Annotated in this window: 18 protein-coding genes and 1 tRNA gene; 8 read left to right on the forward strand and 11 right to left on the reverse strand. The window is 72.9% G+C overall.

The features are described from left to right. Positions 1 to 5 precede the first annotated feature (5 nt). From ACZ6YG_RS17880 to ACZ6YG_RS17890, 3 genes are read left to right on the forward strand one after another with little or no spacing between them, the layout of a single operon-like run. A complete protein-coding gene (locus tag ACZ6YG_RS17880; protein WP_281429311.1) occupies positions 6 to 134 on the forward strand; it encodes a hypothetical protein in 129 nt (42 codons plus the stop codon). A gap of 12 nt (positions 135 to 146) precedes the next feature. Continuing rightward, complete coding sequence (locus ACZ6YG_RS17885; RefSeq protein WP_466018603.1) at positions 147 to 1,859, forward strand: sensor histidine kinase; 1,713 nt, start codon at positions 147 to 149, stop codon at positions 1,857 to 1,859. Further along, positions 1,852 to 2,520: a response regulator transcription factor gene (locus tag ACZ6YG_RS17890; RefSeq protein WP_364231234.1), complete on the forward strand. Its 669-nt coding sequence runs from the start codon at positions 1,852 to 1,854 to the stop codon at positions 2,518 to 2,520. The genes ACZ6YG_RS17885 and ACZ6YG_RS17890 overlap by 8 nt, the downstream gene beginning before the upstream one ends. On the opposite strand, the gene ACZ6YG_RS17895 is transcribed toward ACZ6YG_RS17890, so the two are convergent. Continuing rightward, entirely contained in the window at positions 2,517 to 3,368 is an 852-nt protein-coding gene (locus tag ACZ6YG_RS17895; protein ID WP_396989216.1) for a spermidine synthase, read from the reverse strand. The genes ACZ6YG_RS17890 and ACZ6YG_RS17895 overlap by 4 nt on opposite strands. Positions 3,369 to 3,444: 76 nt before the next feature. Between ACZ6YG_RS17895 and ACZ6YG_RS17900 the strand changes: the two genes are divergently transcribed. The 4 genes from ACZ6YG_RS17900 to lat all read left to right on the forward strand — a co-directional run bounded on the left by ACZ6YG_RS17900 (position 3,445) and on the right by lat (position 7,541). Beyond that, positions 3,445 to 4,923 (forward strand): penicillin-binding transpeptidase domain-containing protein, encoded by a 1,479-nt coding sequence (locus ACZ6YG_RS17900; RefSeq protein ID WP_466018604.1) that lies wholly within the window; start codon positions 3,445 to 3,447, stop codon positions 4,921 to 4,923. Between the two features lie 20 nt (positions 4,924 to 4,943). Next, positions 4,944 to 5,588: a PAQR family membrane homeostasis protein TrhA gene (gene trhA, locus ACZ6YG_RS17905; protein WP_219543798.1), complete on the forward strand. Its 645-nt coding sequence runs from the start codon at positions 4,944 to 4,946 to the stop codon at positions 5,586 to 5,588. Positions 5,589 to 5,648: 60 nt separating this feature from the next. Beyond that, the gene (locus ACZ6YG_RS17910) at positions 5,649 to 6,176 is read left to right on the forward strand and encodes an HdeD family acid-resistance protein (RefSeq protein ID WP_219543799.1); all 528 of its coding nucleotides are present in this window, start codon (positions 5,649 to 5,651) and stop codon (positions 6,174 to 6,176) included. A gap of 84 nt (positions 6,177 to 6,260) precedes the next feature. Continuing rightward, entirely contained in the window at positions 6,261 to 7,541 is a 1,281-nt protein-coding gene (gene lat, locus ACZ6YG_RS17915; protein ID WP_466018605.1) for an L-lysine 6-transaminase, read from the forward strand. 57 nt (positions 7,542 to 7,598) lie between these two features. On the opposite strand, the gene ACZ6YG_RS17920 is transcribed toward lat, so the two are convergent. The 8 genes from ACZ6YG_RS17920 to ACZ6YG_RS17955 form a co-directional block, all read right to left on the reverse strand. Next, positions 7,599 to 7,826, reverse strand: a complete 228-nt coding sequence (locus ACZ6YG_RS17920; protein ID WP_148029633.1) for a helix-turn-helix domain-containing protein — start codon at positions 7,824 to 7,826, stop codon at positions 7,599 to 7,601. Positions 7,827 to 7,982: 156 nt separating this feature from the next. Then, positions 7,983 to 8,058: transfer RNA gene (locus tag ACZ6YG_RS17925), tRNA-His, on the reverse strand. A 67-nt stretch (positions 8,059 to 8,125) separates the two neighbouring features. Beyond that, the gene (gene orn / locus ACZ6YG_RS17930) at positions 8,126 to 8,719 is read right to left on the reverse strand and encodes an oligoribonuclease (RefSeq protein ID WP_148029634.1); all 594 of its coding nucleotides are present in this window, start codon (positions 8,717 to 8,719) and stop codon (positions 8,126 to 8,128) included. Between the two features lie 70 nt (positions 8,720 to 8,789). Continuing rightward, complete coding sequence (locus tag ACZ6YG_RS17935) at positions 8,790 to 10,097, reverse strand: DUF2510 domain-containing protein (RefSeq protein ID WP_466018606.1); 1,308 nt, start codon at positions 10,095 to 10,097, stop codon at positions 8,790 to 8,792. Positions 10,098 to 10,134: 37 nt separating this feature from the next. Continuing rightward, positions 10,135 to 11,538 (reverse strand): protein kinase family protein, encoded by a 1,404-nt coding sequence (locus ACZ6YG_RS17940; protein ID WP_466018607.1) that lies wholly within the window; start codon positions 11,536 to 11,538, stop codon positions 10,135 to 10,137. A gap of 119 nt (positions 11,539 to 11,657) precedes the next feature. After that, the gene (locus tag ACZ6YG_RS17945) at positions 11,658 to 13,196 is read right to left on the reverse strand and encodes a protein kinase domain-containing protein (protein WP_466018608.1); all 1,539 of its coding nucleotides are present in this window, start codon (positions 13,194 to 13,196) and stop codon (positions 11,658 to 11,660) included. Between the two features lie 111 nt (positions 13,197 to 13,307). After that, entirely contained in the window at positions 13,308 to 15,671 is a 2,364-nt protein-coding gene (locus ACZ6YG_RS17950) for a serine/threonine-protein kinase (protein WP_466018609.1), read from the reverse strand. 88 nt (positions 15,672 to 15,759) lie between these two features. Next, positions 15,760 to 16,398 carry a pyridoxamine 5'-phosphate oxidase family protein gene (locus ACZ6YG_RS17955; protein ID WP_148029639.1) on the reverse strand — a complete coding sequence of 213 codons (639 nt, stop codon included), beginning with the start codon at positions 16,396 to 16,398 and terminating at the stop codon, positions 15,760 to 15,762. Between the two features lie 67 nt (positions 16,399 to 16,465). Between ACZ6YG_RS17955 and pdxR the strand changes: the two genes are divergently transcribed. After that, the gene (gene pdxR / locus ACZ6YG_RS17960; protein ID WP_148029640.1) at positions 16,466 to 17,857 is read left to right on the forward strand and encodes a MocR-like pyridoxine biosynthesis transcription factor PdxR; all 1,392 of its coding nucleotides are present in this window, start codon (positions 16,466 to 16,468) and stop codon (positions 17,855 to 17,857) included. Here pdxR and ACZ6YG_RS17965 read toward each other — a convergent pair. Then, on the reverse strand, positions 17,844 to 18,968 hold the full coding sequence (locus ACZ6YG_RS17965) for a DegT/DnrJ/EryC1/StrS family aminotransferase (RefSeq protein WP_466018610.1): 1,125 nt from the start codon (positions 18,966 to 18,968) through the stop codon (positions 17,844 to 17,846). The genes pdxR and ACZ6YG_RS17965 overlap by 14 nt on opposite strands. Beyond that, positions 18,965 to 19,984 (reverse strand): GNAT family N-acetyltransferase, encoded by a 1,020-nt coding sequence (locus ACZ6YG_RS17970; protein WP_466018611.1) that lies wholly within the window; start codon positions 19,982 to 19,984, stop codon positions 18,965 to 18,967. Before ACZ6YG_RS17970 ends, ACZ6YG_RS17965 begins: the two co-directional genes overlap by 4 nt. Between the last annotated feature and the right edge of the window lie 165 nt (positions 19,985 to 20,149).

Consider the following 20,149-nt stretch of genomic DNA (forward strand, 5'->3'; position numbering starts at 1 on the left):
CTCGCGTGGACGTGCCCCCAGCCAAGCCGGGCGCCGCCGCCGCGCCCACCGGGCAGGCCACCGTCCCGCGGGGTGGGGATGGCCGCACCGACTGTGCGGTCAACCTCATGGACGCAGGTCAGCTGCCTTTGTGACGATGAGGGGCGATGCGTACGAATCTGGTGGCCGGGCTGATGGCCCTGATCGCGGCCGCGGGTCTGGTGGGCGGGTCGCTCCTGGAGGGCTTCACGGTCTGGCACGTGGCGTTCGTCGCCGTCGGGCTGGTCCTGCCGGTGCTGGGCTGGCTGCTGGCCGCTCGCCGGCCGGACGTGCCGTACGGCCGGCTGCTGCTGGCCGCCGCGGTGTGCTTCGGCGCCGGCATCTTCGGCGTCGGCCTGGTCGGCCGCGTGCCCGGGCTCGCGGCCCCTTCGATGGTCGCGATGGTCGTCTTCTACGCGCTGACCTGGGTGTACGTCCCGCTGCTGTTCCCGGAGGGCCGGCTGCCCTCGCGCCGGTGGCGTCCCGTCGCCTGGGGCGCGGGCGTCGCCGCCGCCGTGCACGCCGCGGGGGTGCTGATGGCGCCCCTCTTCCTCGGCGGGTCTCCGGACGTGACCGATCCCGTGCAACTGACCGGCGTTCTCGCCGCCACCGTCGGCCAGCTCACCGTCTGGGTCGCCGGCTGGGTGGTCCTCGGCGGGCTCGTGCTGCGCTGGCGCCGCAGCCGTCCGCCGGAACGCTCGCAGTACGGCTGGATGGTCGCCGGGACCACGGCCACCCAGGTGGGAGTGCTGCTGGCGTACTTCTTCCTCTTCGGAGGGGTCGCCCTGCCGGTCGTCGGCGTGGCCGGGGCGCTGGCCATGCTGGGGGCGCTGCCCGGCGCGATCGTGGTCGCGGTCGTCCGCCACCGCCTGCTCGACCTCCGCGTCGGCCTGCGCGGCTCGCGGCTGCTGCTGGTGTTCGACGTGCGGCCGACCGTGCAGGAGGTGCTGTCCAGCCTCGGCCCGGAGCTGGAGGACAGCCGGGAGCCCGTCGAGCAGCTCGGCAGACTGGCCATGGCCGTGCGCACCGGCCTGGAGACCCGCTGGGCCGCCGTGACGCTCGCCGACGGCCGCCGGGTGGTCTCCGGGCCGGAGGACGGTCCCGCCGCGATCACCCTGCCCGTGCTCGGCGGGCAGGGGCGGATCGAGTGCGGCCCGCGTGCCCACGGCCGCCTGTCCGTCGAGGACCGGCGTTTCCTGGAGGCGCTGGCCGTACCCGCCGGGCTGGCCATCCAGAGCGCCGGGCTGGCCACCCGCCTGGTCAACGCGCAGGAGGCCGAGCGGCGGCGCATCGAGCGCAACATCCACGACGGCGTGCAGCAGCAGCTCGTCGCCCTCATCGCCGGCATCGAGCTGGCCCGCGCCACCGGCGGCGGCACCGGGACGCTCGGGAACCTCCGCGAGCAGGCCCGCCAGACCCTCGCCGACCTGCGCGAGCTCGCGGCGGGCATCCACCCGTCGGCGCTCAGCCAGGGCGGCCTGGTGGAGGCCGTCGAGGAGCGCTGCGCCCGGCTGCCGGTGCCCGTCCAGGTGCTCGCCGGCCGGGAGCTGCGGGCCGAGCGGTTCCCCGACGAGGTCGAGGGCGCGATGTACTTCACGGTGAGCGAGGCCGTCGCCAACGCGCTCAAGCACGCGGGGGCGGCCAGGATAGAGGTGCGGCTGTCCCGGGAGGAAGGGCGGCTCGGCGCCACGGTGACCGACGACGGCACGGGGTTCGAGGCGCGGCCCGGCGTGCTCGCCACGCTGGCCGACCGGCTCGACGCGCTGGGCGGCGGGCTGCGGGTCGAGAGCGCGCGCGGAGAGGGGACACGGGTGGACGCGTGGGTGCCGGTCGATGGGTGACGCGATCAGGACGGTCCTGGCCGACGACCACTACCTGGTGCGCGAGGGCACCCGGCAGCTGCTGGAGACGTCCGGCGGGGTCACCGTCGTCAGCGCGGTCGGCGACGCCGACGAGCTGCTCGACGCGGTGCGCAGGCTGCGGCCCGACGTGGTGGTCACCGACATCAGGATGCCCGGCGGCGACTGGCGGCAGGGCTTCGAGGGCATCGACGCCGCGCACGCGGTGCGGGCGGCGCACCCGGGGGTCGGCATCGTGGTGCTGTCGCAGTACTCCGACGCGCTGTCCGCGCTGGAGCTGTTCAAGCACGGCACCGAGGGCTTCGCCTACCTGCTGAAGGACCGGGTCGGCGACCTGGACGAGCTGCTCGGCGCGATCAGGGCGGTGGCCTCCGGGGGTTCGGTCATCGACCCGAAGGTCGTCGAGGGCCTGATGGCGAGACACGACCTGCGCGGTGAGCCGGAGTCGCTCACCCCGCGCGAGCGCGACGTGCTCCGCGAGATGGCCCACGGCCGCTCCAACGGCGCCATCGCCAGGGCCCTGCACCTGTCGGTGTCGTCGGTGGAGAAGAACGTCAACTCCATCTTCACCAAGCTCGGCCTGGAGGTCAGCGCCGACGTGCACCGCAGGGTGGCGGCCGTGCTCGCCTACCTGCGGCCCTAGCCGAACACCGCCGGCGGTGGCACCGGGGCGAGCACCGCGTCGCCGTCCTTGATCGGGGCGGCTCCGGCGACGAAGTTTTCCAGCGCTTCCCCGTACACGCACCTGGCCTGGGTGAGGCCGCCGGCGGCGCGGCGGGTGAGCGGGTCGAGCGGCAGCTCGGCGCGCGAGGCGGCGACGATCAGGTTGCCGAACCGGCGCCCGCGCATCACCCCGGGCTCGGCCAGCAGGGCGACGTGGCGGAAGGCGCCGGTGACGGTGGCGAGCAGGCGCCTGGCGAAGGCCAGGCCCTTGCCGTCGGCCAGGTTGATCAGCAGCGTGCCGGAGGGGCGCAGGACGCGGGCGACGTCGCCGAGATACTCCACCGTGGCCAGTTCCACCGGCATGGTGGCGCCGGTGAACGCGTCCAGCACCACGAGGTCGGCCGAGGAGTCCCAGACCTTGGCGGTGCCCTCCCGGCCGCCCGCGATGATCATTTTGAGCTTGGGCACCGAGCGCAGGTCGAGCTGCTCGCGTACCAGGTTGACCAGGAGGCCGTCGGGCTCGATCACGATGTGCCGGGAACCCGGCCGGGTGGCGGCGACGTAGCGGGGGATCGTGCAGGCGCCGCCGCCCACGTGCACGCAGCTCAGCGGGCCCTCGTCGAGCAGGTCGATGACGTCGGCCATGAGGCGGACGTATTCGAATTCCAGAAATGTCGGGTCTTGTAGGTCCACATAGGACTGAGGTACGCCATCCTTGGACAGCACCCAGCCGTCCTGCCTGTCCAGGTCCCGGAGCAGCTCCACCTCGCCGAAGGTCACCGGGTACTGGCCGGGCATCGGTTCCCTCTGTCCACGTGCCACGTTCATCTCCTCCTGGGAGAACCGTATGCGACAGCGCAGGCTGATTGTGGTCGTAGGCGCAGTTGTGGCCGTTATCGCCGCGGTGGCTTTCGCGGTCTCGGCCGCCGGCGGCGTCGAGGGCAGCGCCGCCGCCACCTCGGCCGCGTACTTCCAGGCCTGGCGGGACGGCGACGTGGTCGCCATGTCGCGGCTGGTGGACCGGCCTCCCGGCGACTTCAGGCAGTGGCACGAGGCGATGGGCGGCGCCCTCGGCGTCGAGCGGCTGCGGCTGGAGCCCGGGGACGTCGAGCGCACCGGCGAGGAGACGGCCGAGGTGACGTTTACCGGGGTCAGGGAGCTGGAGGAGCTGGGCGAGTGGCCGTTCGACGGCACGCTCAGGCTGGCGGTGCGCGACCGGCAGTGGAAGGTCCTCTGGCAGCCCGAGACCCTGCACCCGCTGCTCAAGGACGGCGGCACGATCGAGCTCGTCGAGCTGTTCGGCTCCCCGGCCGAGCAGGTCACCAGGGAGGGCGACAAGATCCCGCACAACAGCTACGCCGACGCCCACCTGCGGCCGCTGCGCGACGACCGGGAGGAGGGCGAGCCGGTGGGCTGGGTGCTGGTGGCCAAGGCGCCGGGGAAGCCGGACCGGGAGCTGCTGAGCGCGCGGCCGGAGACCCGGCGCCAGCGGACCACGCTGTCGCGCTCGGTGCAGGCGGCGGCCGCGCGAGCGCTCGACGCGAGCTCCGACGCGGCCATCGTGGCGATCCAGCCCAGCAGCGGCGACATCCTCGCGGTGGCCGACCGGCTGAAGAGCGGCTTCAGCGCGTTGAAGGACGTGTTCCCGCCCGGCTCCACCTTCAAGGTCATCACGGCCGCGGCGCTGCTGGAGTCGGGGCTCGGCCCGAGTGACCAGGTGGCGTGTCCCGGCACGTACACGATCCCCGGTCATCGCACCCTCCGCAACGACGGCGAGGTGGCGCGCGGCGCCGTCTCCTTCACCGACGCGTTCGCGTACTCCTGCAACACCACGTTCGTCGAGCAGTCGCTCGCCCGGCTGGACGTGGCCGACCTGCCGGGGACGGCCTCCAGGTGGGGCTTCGGGCGGGCGCTGCCGACCGGCGCGGGCGGCTTCTGCGGCTCGATCCAGGAGGCGGACGGGCCCGACCAGCGCGCCGCCGACGCCATCGGGCAGGGCTCGGTCACGGCCAGCCCGCTCTGCATGGCGACGGTCGCGGCCGCGGTGCAGAGCGGCACCTGGCGGGCGCCCAGGCTGTTGCCGGAGAAGGAGGCCACCCGCATCGACGGCCCCGCGCCCGACCCCGTGGAGCTGGACCAGGGGGTGGTGGCCGGGCTGCGGGCGATGATGCGCGCGGTCGTGGACCACGGCACGGCCGGTGGCGCGGGGCTGCCCGGTGACCTGTCGGGCAAGACCGGCACCGCCGAGGTCGTGGACGGCGCCCCGCACGCGTGGTTCATCGGTTACCGCGGCGACCTGGCCTTCTCCGTCTTCGTCAGGCACGGCGGCTCGGGCCGGTCGGCGGCGGTGCCGATCGCCGCCCGCTTCTTGAACGGACTCTAACCTACGGTACCGTAGGTTATATGACGACGATCTCCGTTAAGCCCATTCTGCGGGGGTGGTTGCACGCGGGAGCGTTGCCCGTGACCATGATCGCGGGCATCGTGCTCGTGGCGCTCGGCCCGACCCTCCAGGCCCGCCTCGCCTCGGCCGTCTACGCGATCACTTCAGGGCTGCTCTTCGGCATCTCGGCCACCTACCACCGCGGCACGCTCGGCCCCCGGCTCGCCGAGTGGCTGCGCCGGTTCGACCACGCCAACATCTACCTGATCATCGCGGGCACGTACACGCCGTTCGCGCTGCTCGCGCTCGACGGCGCCGCGCGCATCGCCGTGCTCGCCGTCACCTGGGGCGGGGCGCTCGCGGGCGTGCTGTTCAGGGTGCTGTGGATGGGCGCGCCGCGCTGGCTCTACACCGTCCTGTATCTCGCGCTCGGCTGGACCGCGATCTTCGTGATGCCGCAGCTCCTGCGGGGCGCCGGGGTGGCCGCCGTGGTGCTGGTCGCCGTCGGCGGCGTCTTCTACAGCGCCGGCGCCGTCGTGTACGGGCTGCGCCGGCCGGATCCCTCGCCCCGCTGGTTCGGCTACCACGAGGTGTTCCACGCCTTCACCCTGGCCGCCTACCTGGTGCAGTACGTCGCGGTGTCGATCGTGGTCTACTCCCAATGATCGCCCATTCTTGACCATGCCGAGGGATGCCCCGACGGCTCGCGCGGACATCAGGGAAGAATGGAGCAGCAACTCGCACGTACCTGGTGGATGCCGCTCGTCCGGGGCATCGCGGCCGTGATCTTCGGCATCCTGGCACTGATCTGGCCGGGCATCACCCTGCTGGTGCTGGTGATCTTCTTCGGCGCCTACGCGATCGTCGACGGCATCGTCGCGATCTACTCCGCGTACCGCCACGAGGTGCGGTCGCGGGCCTGGGCCGTGGCTCTCGGCGTCATCGGCATCCTGGCCGGCCTCGCCGCCTTCATCTGGCCGGGCATCACCTCGCTCGTGCTGCTGTACCTCATCGCCCTCTGGGCGATCTTCACCGGCATCGCGGAGATCGCGGACGGGATCCAGCTGCGCAAGGTCATCTCCAACGAGTGGATGCTCATCCTGGGCGGCGTGCTGTCGGTCATCTTCGGCGTGCTGCTCCTGCTCTGGCCGGCCGCCGGGCTGCTCAGCCTCGTCTGGCTGGTCGGGATCTTCGCGCTGCTGTACGGGATCACGCTGATCGCGCTGTCTTTCCGGTTGAAAAAGATAGCCTGATGGGGCGATGATCCGTAAATTTTATGGATGAATCCGGGTTACGGTGGGGAATATATGGCATGTCCGGCCGAATGCGGAGGAGACATGGACGTTCACGCCCGCCTTGCCCGCCACCTGCTCGTCGACGGATACAGGCTCGTACTCGACCTCGAACTCAGCCAGGGCTCGTGGCTCGTCGACGCCCGCGACGGCCGCCGCTACCTCGACTTCTACACGTTCTTCGCCTCCGCGCCGCTCGGCGTGAACCCGCCCTTCGACCCCGACTTCGCCCGCCTGCTCGGCCAGGTCGCCCGCAACAAGCCGGCCAACCCCGACATGTACACCGAGCACCTCGCCGACTTCGTCGACACCTTCACCCGGGTGCTCGGCGACCCCGCCCTGCCCCACCTGTTCTTCGTCGAGGGCGGCGCGCTGGCCGTGGAGAACGCGCTCAAGGTCGCCTTCGACTGGAAGAGCCGCCGCAACGAGGCCGCCGGTCGCCCGCGCGAGCTCGGCACCCGGGTCCTCCACCTCACCCAGGCCTTCCACGGCCGCAGCGGCTACACGCTGAGCCTGACCAACACCGATCCGGTCAAGACCGACCGGTTCCCCACCTTCGACTGGCCGCGCGTCGAGGTGCCCGCCATCCACGCCGGCGACGTCGAGGCGGCCGAGGAGCGCGCGCTGGCCCAGGCCCGCGCCGCCTTCGAGCGGCATCCGCACGACATCGCCTGCTTCATCGCCGAGCCCATCCAGGGAGAGGGCGGCGACAACCACATGCGGCCGGAGTTCCTGCGGGCCATGCAGGACCTGTGCCACGCGCACGACGCCCTGTTCGTCCTGGACGAGGTGCAGACGGGCGGCGGCACCACCGGCACCCCCTGGGCCTACCAGCAGCTCGGGCTGCAGCCGGACATCGTGGCCTTCGCCAAGAAGGTCCAGGTCGGCGGCATCATGGCGGGGCGGCGCGTGGACGAGGTGCCCGGCAACGTCTTCGAACGCAGCGGGCGGATCAACTCCACCTGGGGCGGCGGGCTGGTCGACATGGTGCGCAGCCGCGGCATCCTGGAGATCGTCGAACGCGACGGGCTCATCCCGCGGGCGGCCGCCCTCGGCACCACCATCCTGGAGCGGCTGACCAAGCTGGAGGCCGAGCACCCGGAGACCGTGTCCGGCGTCCGGGGTCGCGGGCTCATGTGCGCCTTCGACCTGCCGAAGCCGTCCGACAGGGACGCCCTGGTCACCCGGCTGCGCGAGGAGGCGGGAGTCCTGGTCCTGCCGTGCGGGCCCAGGTCGGTCCGCCTGCGCCCGGCGCTCAACATCCCCGAGCAGGACGTGGACCACGGCCTCACGGCCCTGTCCGCCCTCCTGGAGACGGCTCCGTAGCCACCTCTGTCCGAGCGCGCGCGCCTCAGGGGAGGGCGCGCACGCTCCGAAACGGGATCACTCCGTGGTACGGGACCGCCAGAGGCCGATGGCACGGACGCGGGAGTCCACGCCGAGCTTGGCATAGATGCGGTTGACGTGGTTCTTGACCGTTTTCTCGCTGAGAAACAGTCGCTGTGCGATCTGGCTGTTGGACTGTCCTGTCGCGATCAGGTCCATGACCTCGGCCTCACGCTTGCTCAAGGACGTGAACGCGCTGTCGAACGCTGCGTCGTCGACTCTCATCCGGCCTCCGGGGCGCGCAGACGGTCAGATCGCCGAGTCCCCCCAACCAACCGGCGTTAGCGGTAGACAGCGAGCATAACTCGCATTGACATGTTTTTGGGGAGTTGTCGGAAGAAAACGGCAACGGCCGGTCCCGAAGAACCGGCCGTTGCCCTCTGGGGTGAGTGAAGGGACTTGAACCCTCGACATCCAGGACCACAACCTGGCGCTCTGCCAACTGAGCTACACCCACCATCGCGCCGTCCGCAAGAACGGCACAGGAAGAGTGTAGCGGTGTTCGGGAGTCTTCACGCCACCCGTTAACCGCTGACACGCTCCGCGAGTGTCCGGGCCGTCGCCGAGTCAGGCCCGGGCTGGCCGACGAACACGGCAGCCCGATAGTAACGCAGCTCCCGGATGCTCTCCAGGATGTCGGCCAGAGCCCGGTGGCCGCCCTGCTTCTCGGGCGCGGCGAAGTAGACGCGGGGATACCACCGCCGCGACAGCTCCTTGATCGACGACACGTCGACCATGCGGTAGTGGAGGTAGGCGTCGACCGCCGGCATGTCCCTGGCCAGGAACGTGCGGTCGGTGCCGATCGAGTTGCCGCACAGCGGAGCCTTCTTCGGCTCGGGGACGTGGCGCCGGATGTAGTCGAGCACCAGCGACTCGGCCTCGGCCAGCGTGACCCCGGTCGCCAGCTCCGGCAGCAGCCCCGACGCGGTGTGCATCTCGCGGACGACCCCCGACATCTGCTCCAGTGACTCCGGCGGCGGCTTGATGATCACATCCACGCCGCTGTCGAGCTGGTTGAGCTCGCTGTCGGTGACGATGCACGCCACCTCGACGAGCGCGTCGCGCCCGAGGTCGAGACCCGTCATCTCGCAGTCGATCCAGACCAGGGAATCACTCATGCGTACTCCTCGCCGCAGCGGCCCGGAGCGACCCGTCCGCCTGCTCATGCCACCAGCCTAGTGCCACTCGTCACGCGGGCTTGAGCGAGCTCACCACCTTGTCGACCACGTCGGTGCCGAGGTTGTCGGGCACCGAGACGTAGATGAGTCCCGGCCGCTCGCCCTCACCGCGGTCCATGAGCACGACCGCGCCGTTCTCCTTCTTCCACTGGTAGCCCTTCTCCTCGGAGATCTGGGTGAAGTCCATCTCGAACTGCACCAGCCAGGCGTCCCGGTCACCGATCTTGATCGCCTGGTCCTTGACGATCTTGCTGGTGTGCTGGAGCGAGTAGTACCTGTTGTTGAAGTCGGCGTACACCGCCTTGGCCGTCAGCCCGATCCCGGCGGCGCCGGGGTAGGGGTAGCGGTCGCTGAGCGCCCCGGTGAAGACGTTGCCGATCCAGTCGGACCGGCCGTCGAACTTCTCCTGCGAGATCTTCTGCACGCCGCTGCTCCACAGCTGGGCCCCCGGCTGGGTGCTGTTGATCGCGGACGCGCGCGGCACGTCCCAGGCGTCCGGCACCTCGTACGAGACCCCCAGCTTGGCGTCGGTGATGCGGCCGTCCACCGGCTGCGGGAGCTCGGCGGAGCTCTGCGGCGGGTCGGTCGAGGGCGGGGGATCGGTCGAGGGCGCCGGGTCCGGGTCCTCGGTCTCCGCCGGCTCCTCGGTCTGGCTCTGGGACGTCGTCGGCGCGGCCGCCGGGTCACCGGTGCTGTTGACGAAGACGACGGCGGCCACCACGAGGAGGGCCACCACGAGCAGTGCCGCCGCCCCGCCGATGATCCACGGCATCGGGTTGCTCTGCTTGGGCGGCGGGCCGTAGCCGGGAGCGTCCCACGGCTGCTGCCCGTAGGAGCCCTGCTGTCCGTACGGGGCCTGCTGGCCGTACTGCTGCCCTCCCGGCTGCCCGTACGGGGCCTGCTGGCCGCCGGGATGCCCGAACGCGCCCTGCTGCGGACCCGACTGCCCGTAAGGACCGGACTGCCCGTACGGTCCAGACTGGCCGGAAGGCCCGGACTGCCCGTACGGACCTGACTGGCCGGAAGGGGGCTGGCCCTGGGGCGGAGGCTGGCCGTAGGCGAGCGTGGGGTTGGCCCCCGCCGGCGGCCAGTCGGGCGGCCGGCTGCCGTGCTGCTGCGGGCCGGAGGCCGGCTGGGGTCCTGAGGGCTGCTGGTGCGCCGGCCCCTGATCCGTCTGGCCCTGCTGCGTCGGGCCTCGATCCATCGGGCCCTGCTCCATCGGATGGGTGGCGTCGGTCCACTGGCTGCCGTCCCACCACCGCAGTTGCGGAGAGCCGTACGGGTCGGGGTACCAGCCCGCGGGGGTCTGCGAGGTCATGCACGTCAGCGTAGTAAACAACCGCTTTGGTGTGCATTCAGCACTTGTAGGTGAAGGTCGTCTTCGCGGTGCGGGCCGGACCGGGAGAGAGCACCCGTAACGTGGCCGTGGCCTTGGCGGTGCGCTCGCCCTGGAGCCGCCACGTCAGGTCGACGTCGTAGGAGGTGGTGCCGGCCGTGGCGCGCAGGGTGCCCTCCTCGACGTCCTTGTCCAGGTTCATCCGCCACTCGTAGCGGATCTCGCCGGCCCCGCCGTTGGTGTCGATCCGGCCCGAGACGAACGCGTCGCTGTCGCAGCCCAGCGTCTTCTCCGACGTGGTGACGGTCACCTTCTCCACCGCCACGGGTGTGTCGTCGCCACCGCTGAGCCGCAGCCAGGCCAGGACCGCCCCGGCCATCACGGCCGCGAACACGAGCGCCGATACGATCGTCCGGCGGCGTCGCGCGCGCACCGCCCTGGCCCTGCCGTTCCGCGCGGGGGAGGCGCCCTCGCGCCAGATCCGCTGGGCCGTGGACTCCTGCCCCGCCGCGCCGACGCCCGGCCCGAACCGCATCGCCTCCCCGCCGCCGGGGCTGGGACTGGTGGTCGCCTGACCGGCGTGCGTGGTGCGGCCCGCGCTCTCGCGCCCCTGCGGGACGTGCAGCAGGGTGACGATGTCGCCCTCGTCGCGCTCCTGCCCGGCCGGGGCCGGCATGCCGTACGCGGCGGGCTGCGCGAACATCGACTGGCCGCGTGCCGCCTGCGCCAGCCGGTCACGGGTGATCATGCCGCCGGGCAGCACGTGCGACTCGGCGAGCAGGCCGCTCCTGGCCGCCGCCAGCCCGTGGGTGGTGGCCGCGGCCGCGGCCCGCTCGAACGCCGCCGCGGCCTGCGGCGCCCCGCGCTGGCAGGCGCCGGCGAGCCCGCGTGCCAGCGCCGCCCAGCCGGAGACGTCGCGGTCCGGCGGCGAGATCTCGCCCCGGATGGCGTCGGCCAGCCCGCGCTCGGACAGCAGCGCGGCGCCGTCGGCCGTGACCACGACGGTGCCCGGGTGCACCGAGCCGTGCGTCACCCCCGACGCGTGCAGCGCGAGCAGGGTCTGAGAGGTGTCGGCCAGCACCGCCGCCGCGCCGCCCGACTCCACGGTGCCGGCCGCCAGCAGGCTCGCCAGGGTGGGCGTGACCGCCTGCGCGGTGAGCAGCCACACCTGCTCGCCGGCCGCCACCACGTCGGCGACCGGGATCAGCCCGCCGAGCCCGCCCATGACGAGCCGTCGGTCGGTCAGCACCGCCGACACCACCCGGTCGCGCACCCCGGGCAGCTCGATGATCCTGGAGTCGAACAGCAGCGCCCCGGCCCTGCGGCCGTCGGGCGAGATCGCGTCGATCCAGTTGCCCAGCTCGGTGATCCAGGTGTGCTCGGTCAGCCGGAACCCGGCGATCCCCTGTCTCGGATTGCTCATCGCCGTCTGCCCCCCCGGAGCGTCAGATCTTCCTGTGGTGACGCCCCGACTTGCGTCGCCTTACCGCCAGTTTGACGGGAACCGCACCGGACGTCACCCGTTCCGGTCGGTGCCGCTCCCTAGTCGATGATCACCGTGGGCGTGCTCCTGGGCGGCTCGCCGCCGGTCGGGCTCTCGGACGGGCTGGGCGTGGTCGGCGGTGTGGACGGCGTCCGCGTGGGTTGCCGCGTCGGCGTCTGCCGCGTGGGCGTGGCGGAGGGCTGCGTGGGCGCGGCGGTGCCCCGGTTGCCGGTGTCGGCCTTGCCGGACAGCCTGGTCTCCGGCGTCTCGGCCGGGGTGGACACCGGGGTCTTCACCGGGGTCCGGGTCGGCCGGGCCGTGGGCTTCCTGGTCCTGGTCGGCCGCACAGTCGGCCGCACCGTGGGCCGTGCCGTGGGACGGGTGGCCGTGGGCTGGGCGACGGGCGCGACGGACGTGGTCGGCTGCGGCGTCGTCGCCTCCGGCGTCGGCTCCTCGGGCGTCTCCGTCTCGACCGGCTCCAAGGTGTCGGTCTCCACCGGCTCGGCGCTGGAGGCCGACGGGGTGGGCGTGGCCGTGGTGGTCTGCGCGCGCAGGGCGGTGTCGCCCTTCCACGGGTTCACCAGCACCACCGCCACCGCGATCGCCACCCCGACGCAGGCCGTGGTGATCGTGGCCTTGGCGGACACCTTGCTCAGCAGCTTGGCCGGGCCTTCGAAGCGGGTCTCGGCCAGCGTGGTGACCGCCTCCGCCGGAGCCTCGGGCGGCACCGGCCAGAGCAGCAGGAGCAGGCCCGCCAGAGAGGTCAGCCTCCGCCTGCCGCGCTCCTCCCAGTCGGTCCCGTACGCCTCGCGGGCGACGGTCTCCAGCTCCACCAGGAACGCCTCGGCGGACGCCGGCCGTTCGTCCGTGCGCTTGGCCAGGCCCTGCTCGACCAGGCCCTGCAGGGCCGGCGGCACCTCCTCGACGGGCGGCGGCGTGGCCTGGTGCTGGCGGGCCAGCGCGGCCAGGTTGGTCGCCCGGTAGGGGCGGGCGCCGGTCAGGCACTCGAAGAAGACCACCGTGGCCGCGTACACGTCGGTCGCGGGGGAGGCCGGCGCGCCCGACCACTGCTCCGGCGCCATGTACGGCGGCGTGCCGGCCGCGCTGGCGCCGATGCCGGCCGCCACGGCGATGCCGAAGTCGACCAGCTTGCTGGCGCCGTCGCCCTGGACGATCACGTTCTCCGGCTTGTAGTCGCGGTGCACGATCCCCATCGCGTGCGCCGCGGCGAGCCCCTGTAAGGAGCCCTTCAGCACGGTCAGCGCGGCCTCGGGCCCCGTCGGGCCCTCCGAGCGGAGCAGCTCGCGCAGCGACACGCCGTTGACCAGCTCCATGACGATGGCCGCGCCGTGCCCGGTCTCGACGTAGTCGATCAGCCTGGCGTTGTGCGGGCTGCGCATCGCGCCCAGCAGCCTGGCCTCCTGCCGGAACCGGGCGACGAAGCCGACGTCGTCCCTCAGCCGGTCGGACAGGTACTTGATGGCGACTTCGGCCCCGTCGTGGTCGCGCGTGGCCAGGACCACCCGGCCGGCGGCGCCGGTGCCCAGCTCGCGGACCTCGGTGTAACCGGGGACCCCCCACCGCTCATCGCCGTTCATAGCGGTCTCCTCTACGGTCGTCCGGGCCCCCACCCTCAACAGACGGAGCGTAGCTTAACCGGCGTTTCACACCTACCGGCATCAGATATCCCGAATTCGAAAGGGTGAGGTTCAGTCGATCTCCGGCTGTGGAGTCTCCGTCACCTCGGGTTCACAGTCCGGCAGCGTGCCGCCCCGCTGGGAGCCGCCGTTGCCCGCTCCCGGCCGGGTGCTCGCCCGTACCCGCCAGGACGCCCCGCAGGGTGTCTTGACCGCGTATCGGATCGTCCTGGAGTACGAAGTCGCGCCGGACAGCGTGAGCTGCCTCGTACCGGCGATCTTCCCGGCCTGGAACGCCACGACGAGGCGGACCGGCCGCGTGTCACCGGTTCTCACGGCGACCGTGGCGGTCAGCCCGCCGGCGTCGGCCACGGCGCGCACGACGGAGACGCTCCTGACCTCGATCGGGCAGACGACGTCGGCGCTGCCGGTGGCCGTCCGGTTCTTGGCGGTCACCCGCACCGTGACGGTGGCGCCGCACGGGCGGCTGCGGAAGGCGTGGCGGAACGTCGTGGTGTACGTGGTGCGCCCGGACGCCTCGGCCGACCGGGTGGCGACCTGGTCGCCGTTGACCGCGAAGGCCGCCGCCACCGGCACCTCGCCGGTGCCGCTGGTGCGCATGGACACGGTGGCTCTGGCGGTCGCGCCCGCCATGGCCAGCCTCACCCGCAGGCCGGTCACCTCGGTCGGGCAGGGCGGCACGCTCACGGTCGACGAACCGTTCCCGCCGCGTGCGGGCGGGTCGGAGACGACGGTGAGCGTGACGTCCTTGCCGCAGGGGCGCTCGCCCAGGTCGTGCGAGACGGTGCGGGTGTAGGTGCGGGCGTCGCCGAGCCGGATCCGCTCGGTGCGCACCTCCTCACCGGCGACGCGCCAGGTGGCGCGGGCGGTGATGGGGCCGGTGCCGGTGGCGTCGACGGTGAGCGCTCCCGCCGCGACGGCGCCCCTGACGGCCAACCGGTGCACGACGAGCGAGGACACCGCGGTCAGGGGCGGCGCGCTCGTGACCGGGTCGCTCGGCGTCGGGGTGCTCGCCGTCGGAGTCACCGTCGGAGTCACCGTCGGCGTGGTGGTCGTCGGCGGGTCGGAAGAGGGCGGGGCGCTGGTGGGCGGGTCCGAGGAGGGCGGGTCGCTGGTCGGAGGCTCGGAGGAAGGCGGGGTGCTGGCCGGCGGGGCGCCGGGGTCGTCCGTGGAGGTCGCGACCGGGTCGGGGCCCCCGGTGACGGCGGGGTCCGGCGACCCGCCCGTGGCGGTGGCCGGGGATCCCGGGTCGCCGATGACCGGCAGGCGGCCGAGCGCCGTGTCCTCCGGGGAGGGGCCCGCGGTGGGATCCCCGGAGGGCCGCGGAGTCACCGTCGGCGGCAGGGACGGGGTGGGCGACGGCGCTTCGGAGGGCGCGGCGGCCACGGGTTCGAGCCGCGTCGGCGTCTCCCTGTTGACGGCCACGACCACCACGGCGGCGGCCACCACGGCGGCCAGCCCGCCCGCCATGGCGACGCGCACCGCCTTGCGCGGCGCTGCCCTGAACACCGTGCGGGCCAGGGTGGTGGTCACCTGCGGGGCGGGCTCGGCGGGCTCGGGCAGCAGCAGCGCGAGCAGGAACACCAGCCCGGCCAGCCGCCGGCGGCCGCGCTCCTCCCAGTCGTCGCCGTAGGCGGCCCTGGCGACCTCCTCCACCTCGGCGACGAACGCCTCGGCGCCGGCGGGCCGGTCGGCGGGGCTCTTGGCCAGCCCGCGCCGGATCAGCTCGCGCACCGGCTCGGGCGCGTCGTCCACCGGCACCGGGGCGTGCAGGTGCTGGTAGCCCAGCACGCTCGGCTCCGGCGAGCGGTAGGGCCGGTGGCCCGTCAGGCACTCGAAGAACACGGCCGTGGCCGCGTACACGTCGGTCGCCGGGGTGGCGGGCTCGCCCGACCACAGCTCCGGCGCCATGTAGGGCGGGGTGCCCTCGGCCCGGGTGGCCTGACCCTGCTTGACGGCGATGCCGAAGTCGACGAGCTTGCTGTGGCCGTCGTCGCGGACGATCACGTTCTCCGGCTTGTAGTCGCGGTGGACCAGGCCGAGCGCGTGCGCCCCGGCCAGGCCGAGCAGCGAGCCCTTGAGGACGACCAGCGCCGCCTCCGCGCCGGTCGGGCCGCTCTCGCGCAGCAGCGCGCGCAGCGGGACGCCGTTGACCAGCTCCATGACGATGGCGGCGCCCTGCGGATCCTGGATGTACTCCCACAGCGTGGCGACGTTCGGGTCGCGCAGCGTGGTCAGCAGCCGCGCCTCGGAGCGGAACCTGCCCAGCGCGGCCGGATCATGTCGCAACCTCTCGGAGAGGTACTTGATCGCGACCTTGACGCCGGTCTCCTCGTGCGCGGCCAGCACGACACGGCCGCTGGCGCCCGCGCCGAGCTGCGTGATCTCCGTGTAGCCGGGTGCGCTCCACTCCATTTGTCCGCCTCTTTAACCAGGGTCGGCCCACCAGTTGAGACGCGTGATCTAGGGAAGGAGTTTGCCAGGTGCGCCCCTGTTCATGGAACTACTTTCTGTCACTGATGTGAACCGGTATGCCGATCCCGTCTGCGAGCGCCGGGTCGGGCAGCGGCTCGCCCCAGGCGGTGACGAGCGGGAGCACCCCCGCCCACATGGGCAGCGCGTAGTCGGCGTCCTCGTCGCTGGGCGCGCCACGGCGGATCTTGACCGACGCCTCGTCCAGCGGCAGGGCGAGCACGGCGGTGGCGGCCAGCTCCTTGCGGTCCGGCGGCCGGGCGTAGTCCCACTGGCCCGGCGCGAGCTGCTCGGTCAGCGCCCGCAGGCCGGCCATCCGCTCCTCCTCGTCCGTCACCAGCCTGGCCCGGCCGTAGACGATCGCGGAGCGGTAGTTGACGGAGTGGTGGAAGACCGACCTGGCCAGCACGATGCCGTCGAGGTGGGTCACCGTCACGCACACCTCGCCGCCGGCCGCCGCCCGCAGCGACCTGGCCCCCGTCGACCCGTGCAGGTAGAGGGTGTCGCCGACGCGCCCGTAGCCGGTGGGCACCACCATCGGGTAACCGTCGGCCACCACGCCCAGGTGGCAGATCAGGCCCGCGTCGAGGATCTCGTACAGATCGTTCCTGTCGGTGCTGCCACGCTCCTTCGAGCGGCCCAGCCGGGTGCGAGCGGTGGAGGAGAGCATGCGTCGACCGTAGCCGCGAAGTGGACCTATCCTGGAGAGCCACTATCAATGCCTTCCCGGAGACCACTTGCGCGCCCTCGTCGACCTCCCGATCTCCCTGTCCAGGGAGTCCGACGTGCCGCTGACCGTCCAGCTCGCGGGCCGGCTGCGCGACGCCATGCTCTCGGGCGCGCTCGCGACCGGTGAGCGGCTGCCGTCCTCGCGCGGGCTGGCCGCCCAGCTCGGGGTCAGCCGCACCGTGGTGACCGAGGCCTACCAGCAGCTCTACGCCGAGGGCTGGCTGGAGGGGCGGCACGGCTCCGGCACGTTCGTGGCCTCGATGGAGACACCGCCCGGCGCCAACGGGGCCGCCGCCGCGCAGGCGCCCGCCCCGAAGATGGCGCGGCGGGCGGTGCCGGGCGACCACGTGATCAACCTGTCGCCCGGCCACCCCTGGGTGCGCGACTACGACGTGGCCGCCTGGAAGCGGGCCTGGCGCAAGGCCGCCGACCTGCCGCCGGGCGACTATCCCGACCCCTACGGCCTGCCCAGGCTCAGAGAGCTCCTCGCCGATCACCTGCGCAGGGCCAGGGCGGTGGCCGTCGGGCCGGAGAACATCCTGGTCACCCGCGGCACCGGCAACGGCCTCGACCTGTGCGCGCAGGCGCTGCTCGGCGCGGGCACCCGCGCGGGCGTCGAGGACCCGGGCTACCACGTGGCCCGCACGGTGTTCGCCGCCAGGGGAGCGGAGGTGGTGGCCTGCCCCGTGGACGAGGACGGCGTGATCGTCGACGACCTGCCCGGCGGGCTGCGCGTGCTCTACACCACTCCCGCCCACCAGTACCCGCTGGGCGGGCGCCTGCCGATCCCGCGCCGCGAGCGGCTGCTGGCGTGGGCCAGGCGCACCGGCGCCACGGTCGTGGAGGACGACTACGACGCCGAGTTCCGCTACGACGTCGCCCCGCTGCCCGCCCTCTACGGCCTCGACCCGTCGCGGGTGGTGCTGCTCGGCACGCTCTCGAAGTCGCTGGCGCCGGACGTCGGGGTCGGCTGGCTGGTCGGCACGCCCGATCTGCTCGACAGGATCGCCGCCATCCGCCGCGCCGTCTCCGACCGCACCAGCGGGCCGGTGCAGCAGGCGGTGGCGACCCTGCTGGAGCGCGGCGACCTCGACCGCCACCTGCGCAGGATGCGCCTGGAGTACGCGCGCAGGCGCGCCGTGGTGGTGGAGTCGCTGGGACCGGTCTGCCGCCTGCGCGGCGACACGGCCGGGCTGCACGTGCTGGCCGAGCTGCCGCCGGGGCTGGCCCCCCGCGTCATGGAACGTGCCGCGGAGCGAGGGGTGCTGCTCGACACGGCCGAACGCCATCATCACGGGGTCGAGCGGGTGCACGGCCTGGTCATCGGGTACGGTTCCGCCTCGCTCGCGCAGGTGCGGCGGGGCTGCCAGATCCTGGCCGAGCTGATCAGGGAAGGCTGAACGCCGGGGCGGCCTCAAGCTCGCGCAGCAGCGGCAGCGCCCGGCGCGCGTACAGCGGGTCGACCGGCAGCACGTGCCGGGCCCACCAGCGGGCCGGCGTCGGGTCGGGCGAGGGCTTGGTGAGACCCGGCGCGTAGTCGTCGTACGGCGGGTCGTAGAGATAGCCGGTCGCCACCCCGCGCCGCTCCAGCTCGGCGATGGCGGCGTCGCGGTCGCGCACCAGCAGCGGCACCCTGAACAACGGCTGGTCGAGGTGGTCGCGCACGGCGGGGGCGGCGATCGGCAACGACGCGAGCAGGGCGACCCCGGCCAGCCTGCGCTCGCGTTCGCGCGGCACCTTGGCCACCCGCCTGGCCTGGTACCACCGGGAGACCCGGCCACGGGCGGCGCGGTAGTCGTGCAGGTCGGCCCGGACCCACGGGTCGAACGACGGCAGCGAGGGCGCCCGCGGCAGCGCCTCGGCCAGCTCGCGGGCCATCAGCGCGATGCGGTAGCCCTCCCGCTCCTCCTGCAGGCCCAGCGCCCGCATCAGCCACAGCGCCGGGCGCACCAGGTCGAGCCGGAGCGCCGCCTGGCGGGCCATCGAGGTGGCCACCGCGAACAGCTCCGCGCGCAGCGACCCCGGCCGCAGCAGGGCGTCGCGGGCCTGCTCCAGCGACTTCAGGTCGGCGCGTTCCGCCACGGCCAGCACCCCGCCCGAGCCGGCGGCGGCGTGCTTGCCCAGGCTGAACACCCCGGCCAGGCCGAACGTGCCGAGCGGCCGGCCGCCGACCGAGGTCTCCATCGCGTGGGCGACGTCCTCGACGAGCACCTTCCCGGTGAACGCCGTCACCTGGTCGGGCAGCCCGTACAGATTGGTCGTCAGGACCGCGTCCACGGAGGAGAGGTCGGCGCGGGCGACGTCGATGTTGCCGTCGCGCGGCGACAGCGGCGCGATCACCGGGCACAGGCCGGCGGCGAGCACCAGGAAGAGGATCTCGTCGGCGGAGACCGGCGACATGAGCAACCGCTGGCCGGGCGAGCACCAGTGGCGCAGCGCCAGGTAGAGACCGAGCCGGTTGGAGGGGAGGAGCAGGCAGTGGCGGCCGGTGCGCTCCTCCAGGAACCTCATCCGGCCATCCTGGCCCGCAACCGGCCGTAGGTCTTCAGCGCCTTGTCGGCGGTCTTGTGGAGCACCGGATGGGCCAGCACGGTGGCCCTGGCCCTGCGCGCGGGCACCCGCATCATCCAGTGGACGCCGGCCGGGAGGCCGGGCCTGGCGAGCCGGCCCTCCGCGACGGAGAGCTCGCCGGTCTTGAGCTTCTCCTTGTACTCCTTGGCGCCCCGGCCCATGTCGATCAGCTCGATGCCGGCGGCGGCGGCCTTCTCGGCCATCGCCAGGTGCTGGATGAGGCCGGGGGAGTACTTGGCGAAGGCGGTGTCGTAGGCGGGGAACCAGCCGGCCAGGGTGGTGCGGGTGCGGACGCCGAAGTGGCCGGCCACCGGCCGGTCGCCGACGTAGACCATGTCGAGCACGCCGGCGAAGCTCTCGCCGCGAGTCGCCTGCAGCCGCTCCACCAGCTCGACGATCCACCGGTGGGAGAACCGGTCGGTGCGGCCGGTGCGGCGGTACTGGTCGGTCTTCCAGTTGAGCAGCGTGTGGAGCGGTCCCGGGTCGGTGATCGCGAACTCGTGGCGCACCTCGCCGGCCTCGCGCCCGAGCTTGCGCTCCTTGGCCAGCGTCGTCTTGTAGGTCTTGCCGGAGTTGGCCCGCAGGAACTCGGTGTAGGGGCCGTAGCCGTCGCTCAGGTCGATGACCGGCGACGGATAGGTCTCGTAGGTGGCGCCCAGCAGGGGCTGCCCGATCACCAGGTGGTCGAACTCGTAGACGCTGAGCCCGCACTTGCGCAGCAGCTTGAACGGGTCGATCTCGAGGTCCTTGGCGTAGATCATGCCCTGGGCGTCGGTCAGGCCCGCGGCCACCGGTTTGCCGATGCCCAGCGGGTGTCGCTCGAACGGGAAGAATCCGACGATCTCCGGCCCGTCGTGGATCACCGCGACCCGCACGGCGTCGCGCAACTCACCGACGGTGAGCGTGAACTCCGGAGACAGGAAGGGGTTGTCGAACGCCGTGTCGCTTTCCTGCAAAGCACGCCAGCGGCTGATTTCGGCGTCTCCCAGCTCTCTGGGATGAGCGAGGGTGACCTGCACTGGGCTCCTACTGTCGACATGCCTCGGGGCGGCAGACATGTGGAAACTCAGCTTAAAGGATCGGCGTGGCGCCTGTTCTCGCAGGTGCGGAACGTTACGCAA

This window comes from Nonomuraea sp. NPDC054003 (genome assembly GCF_055585125.1).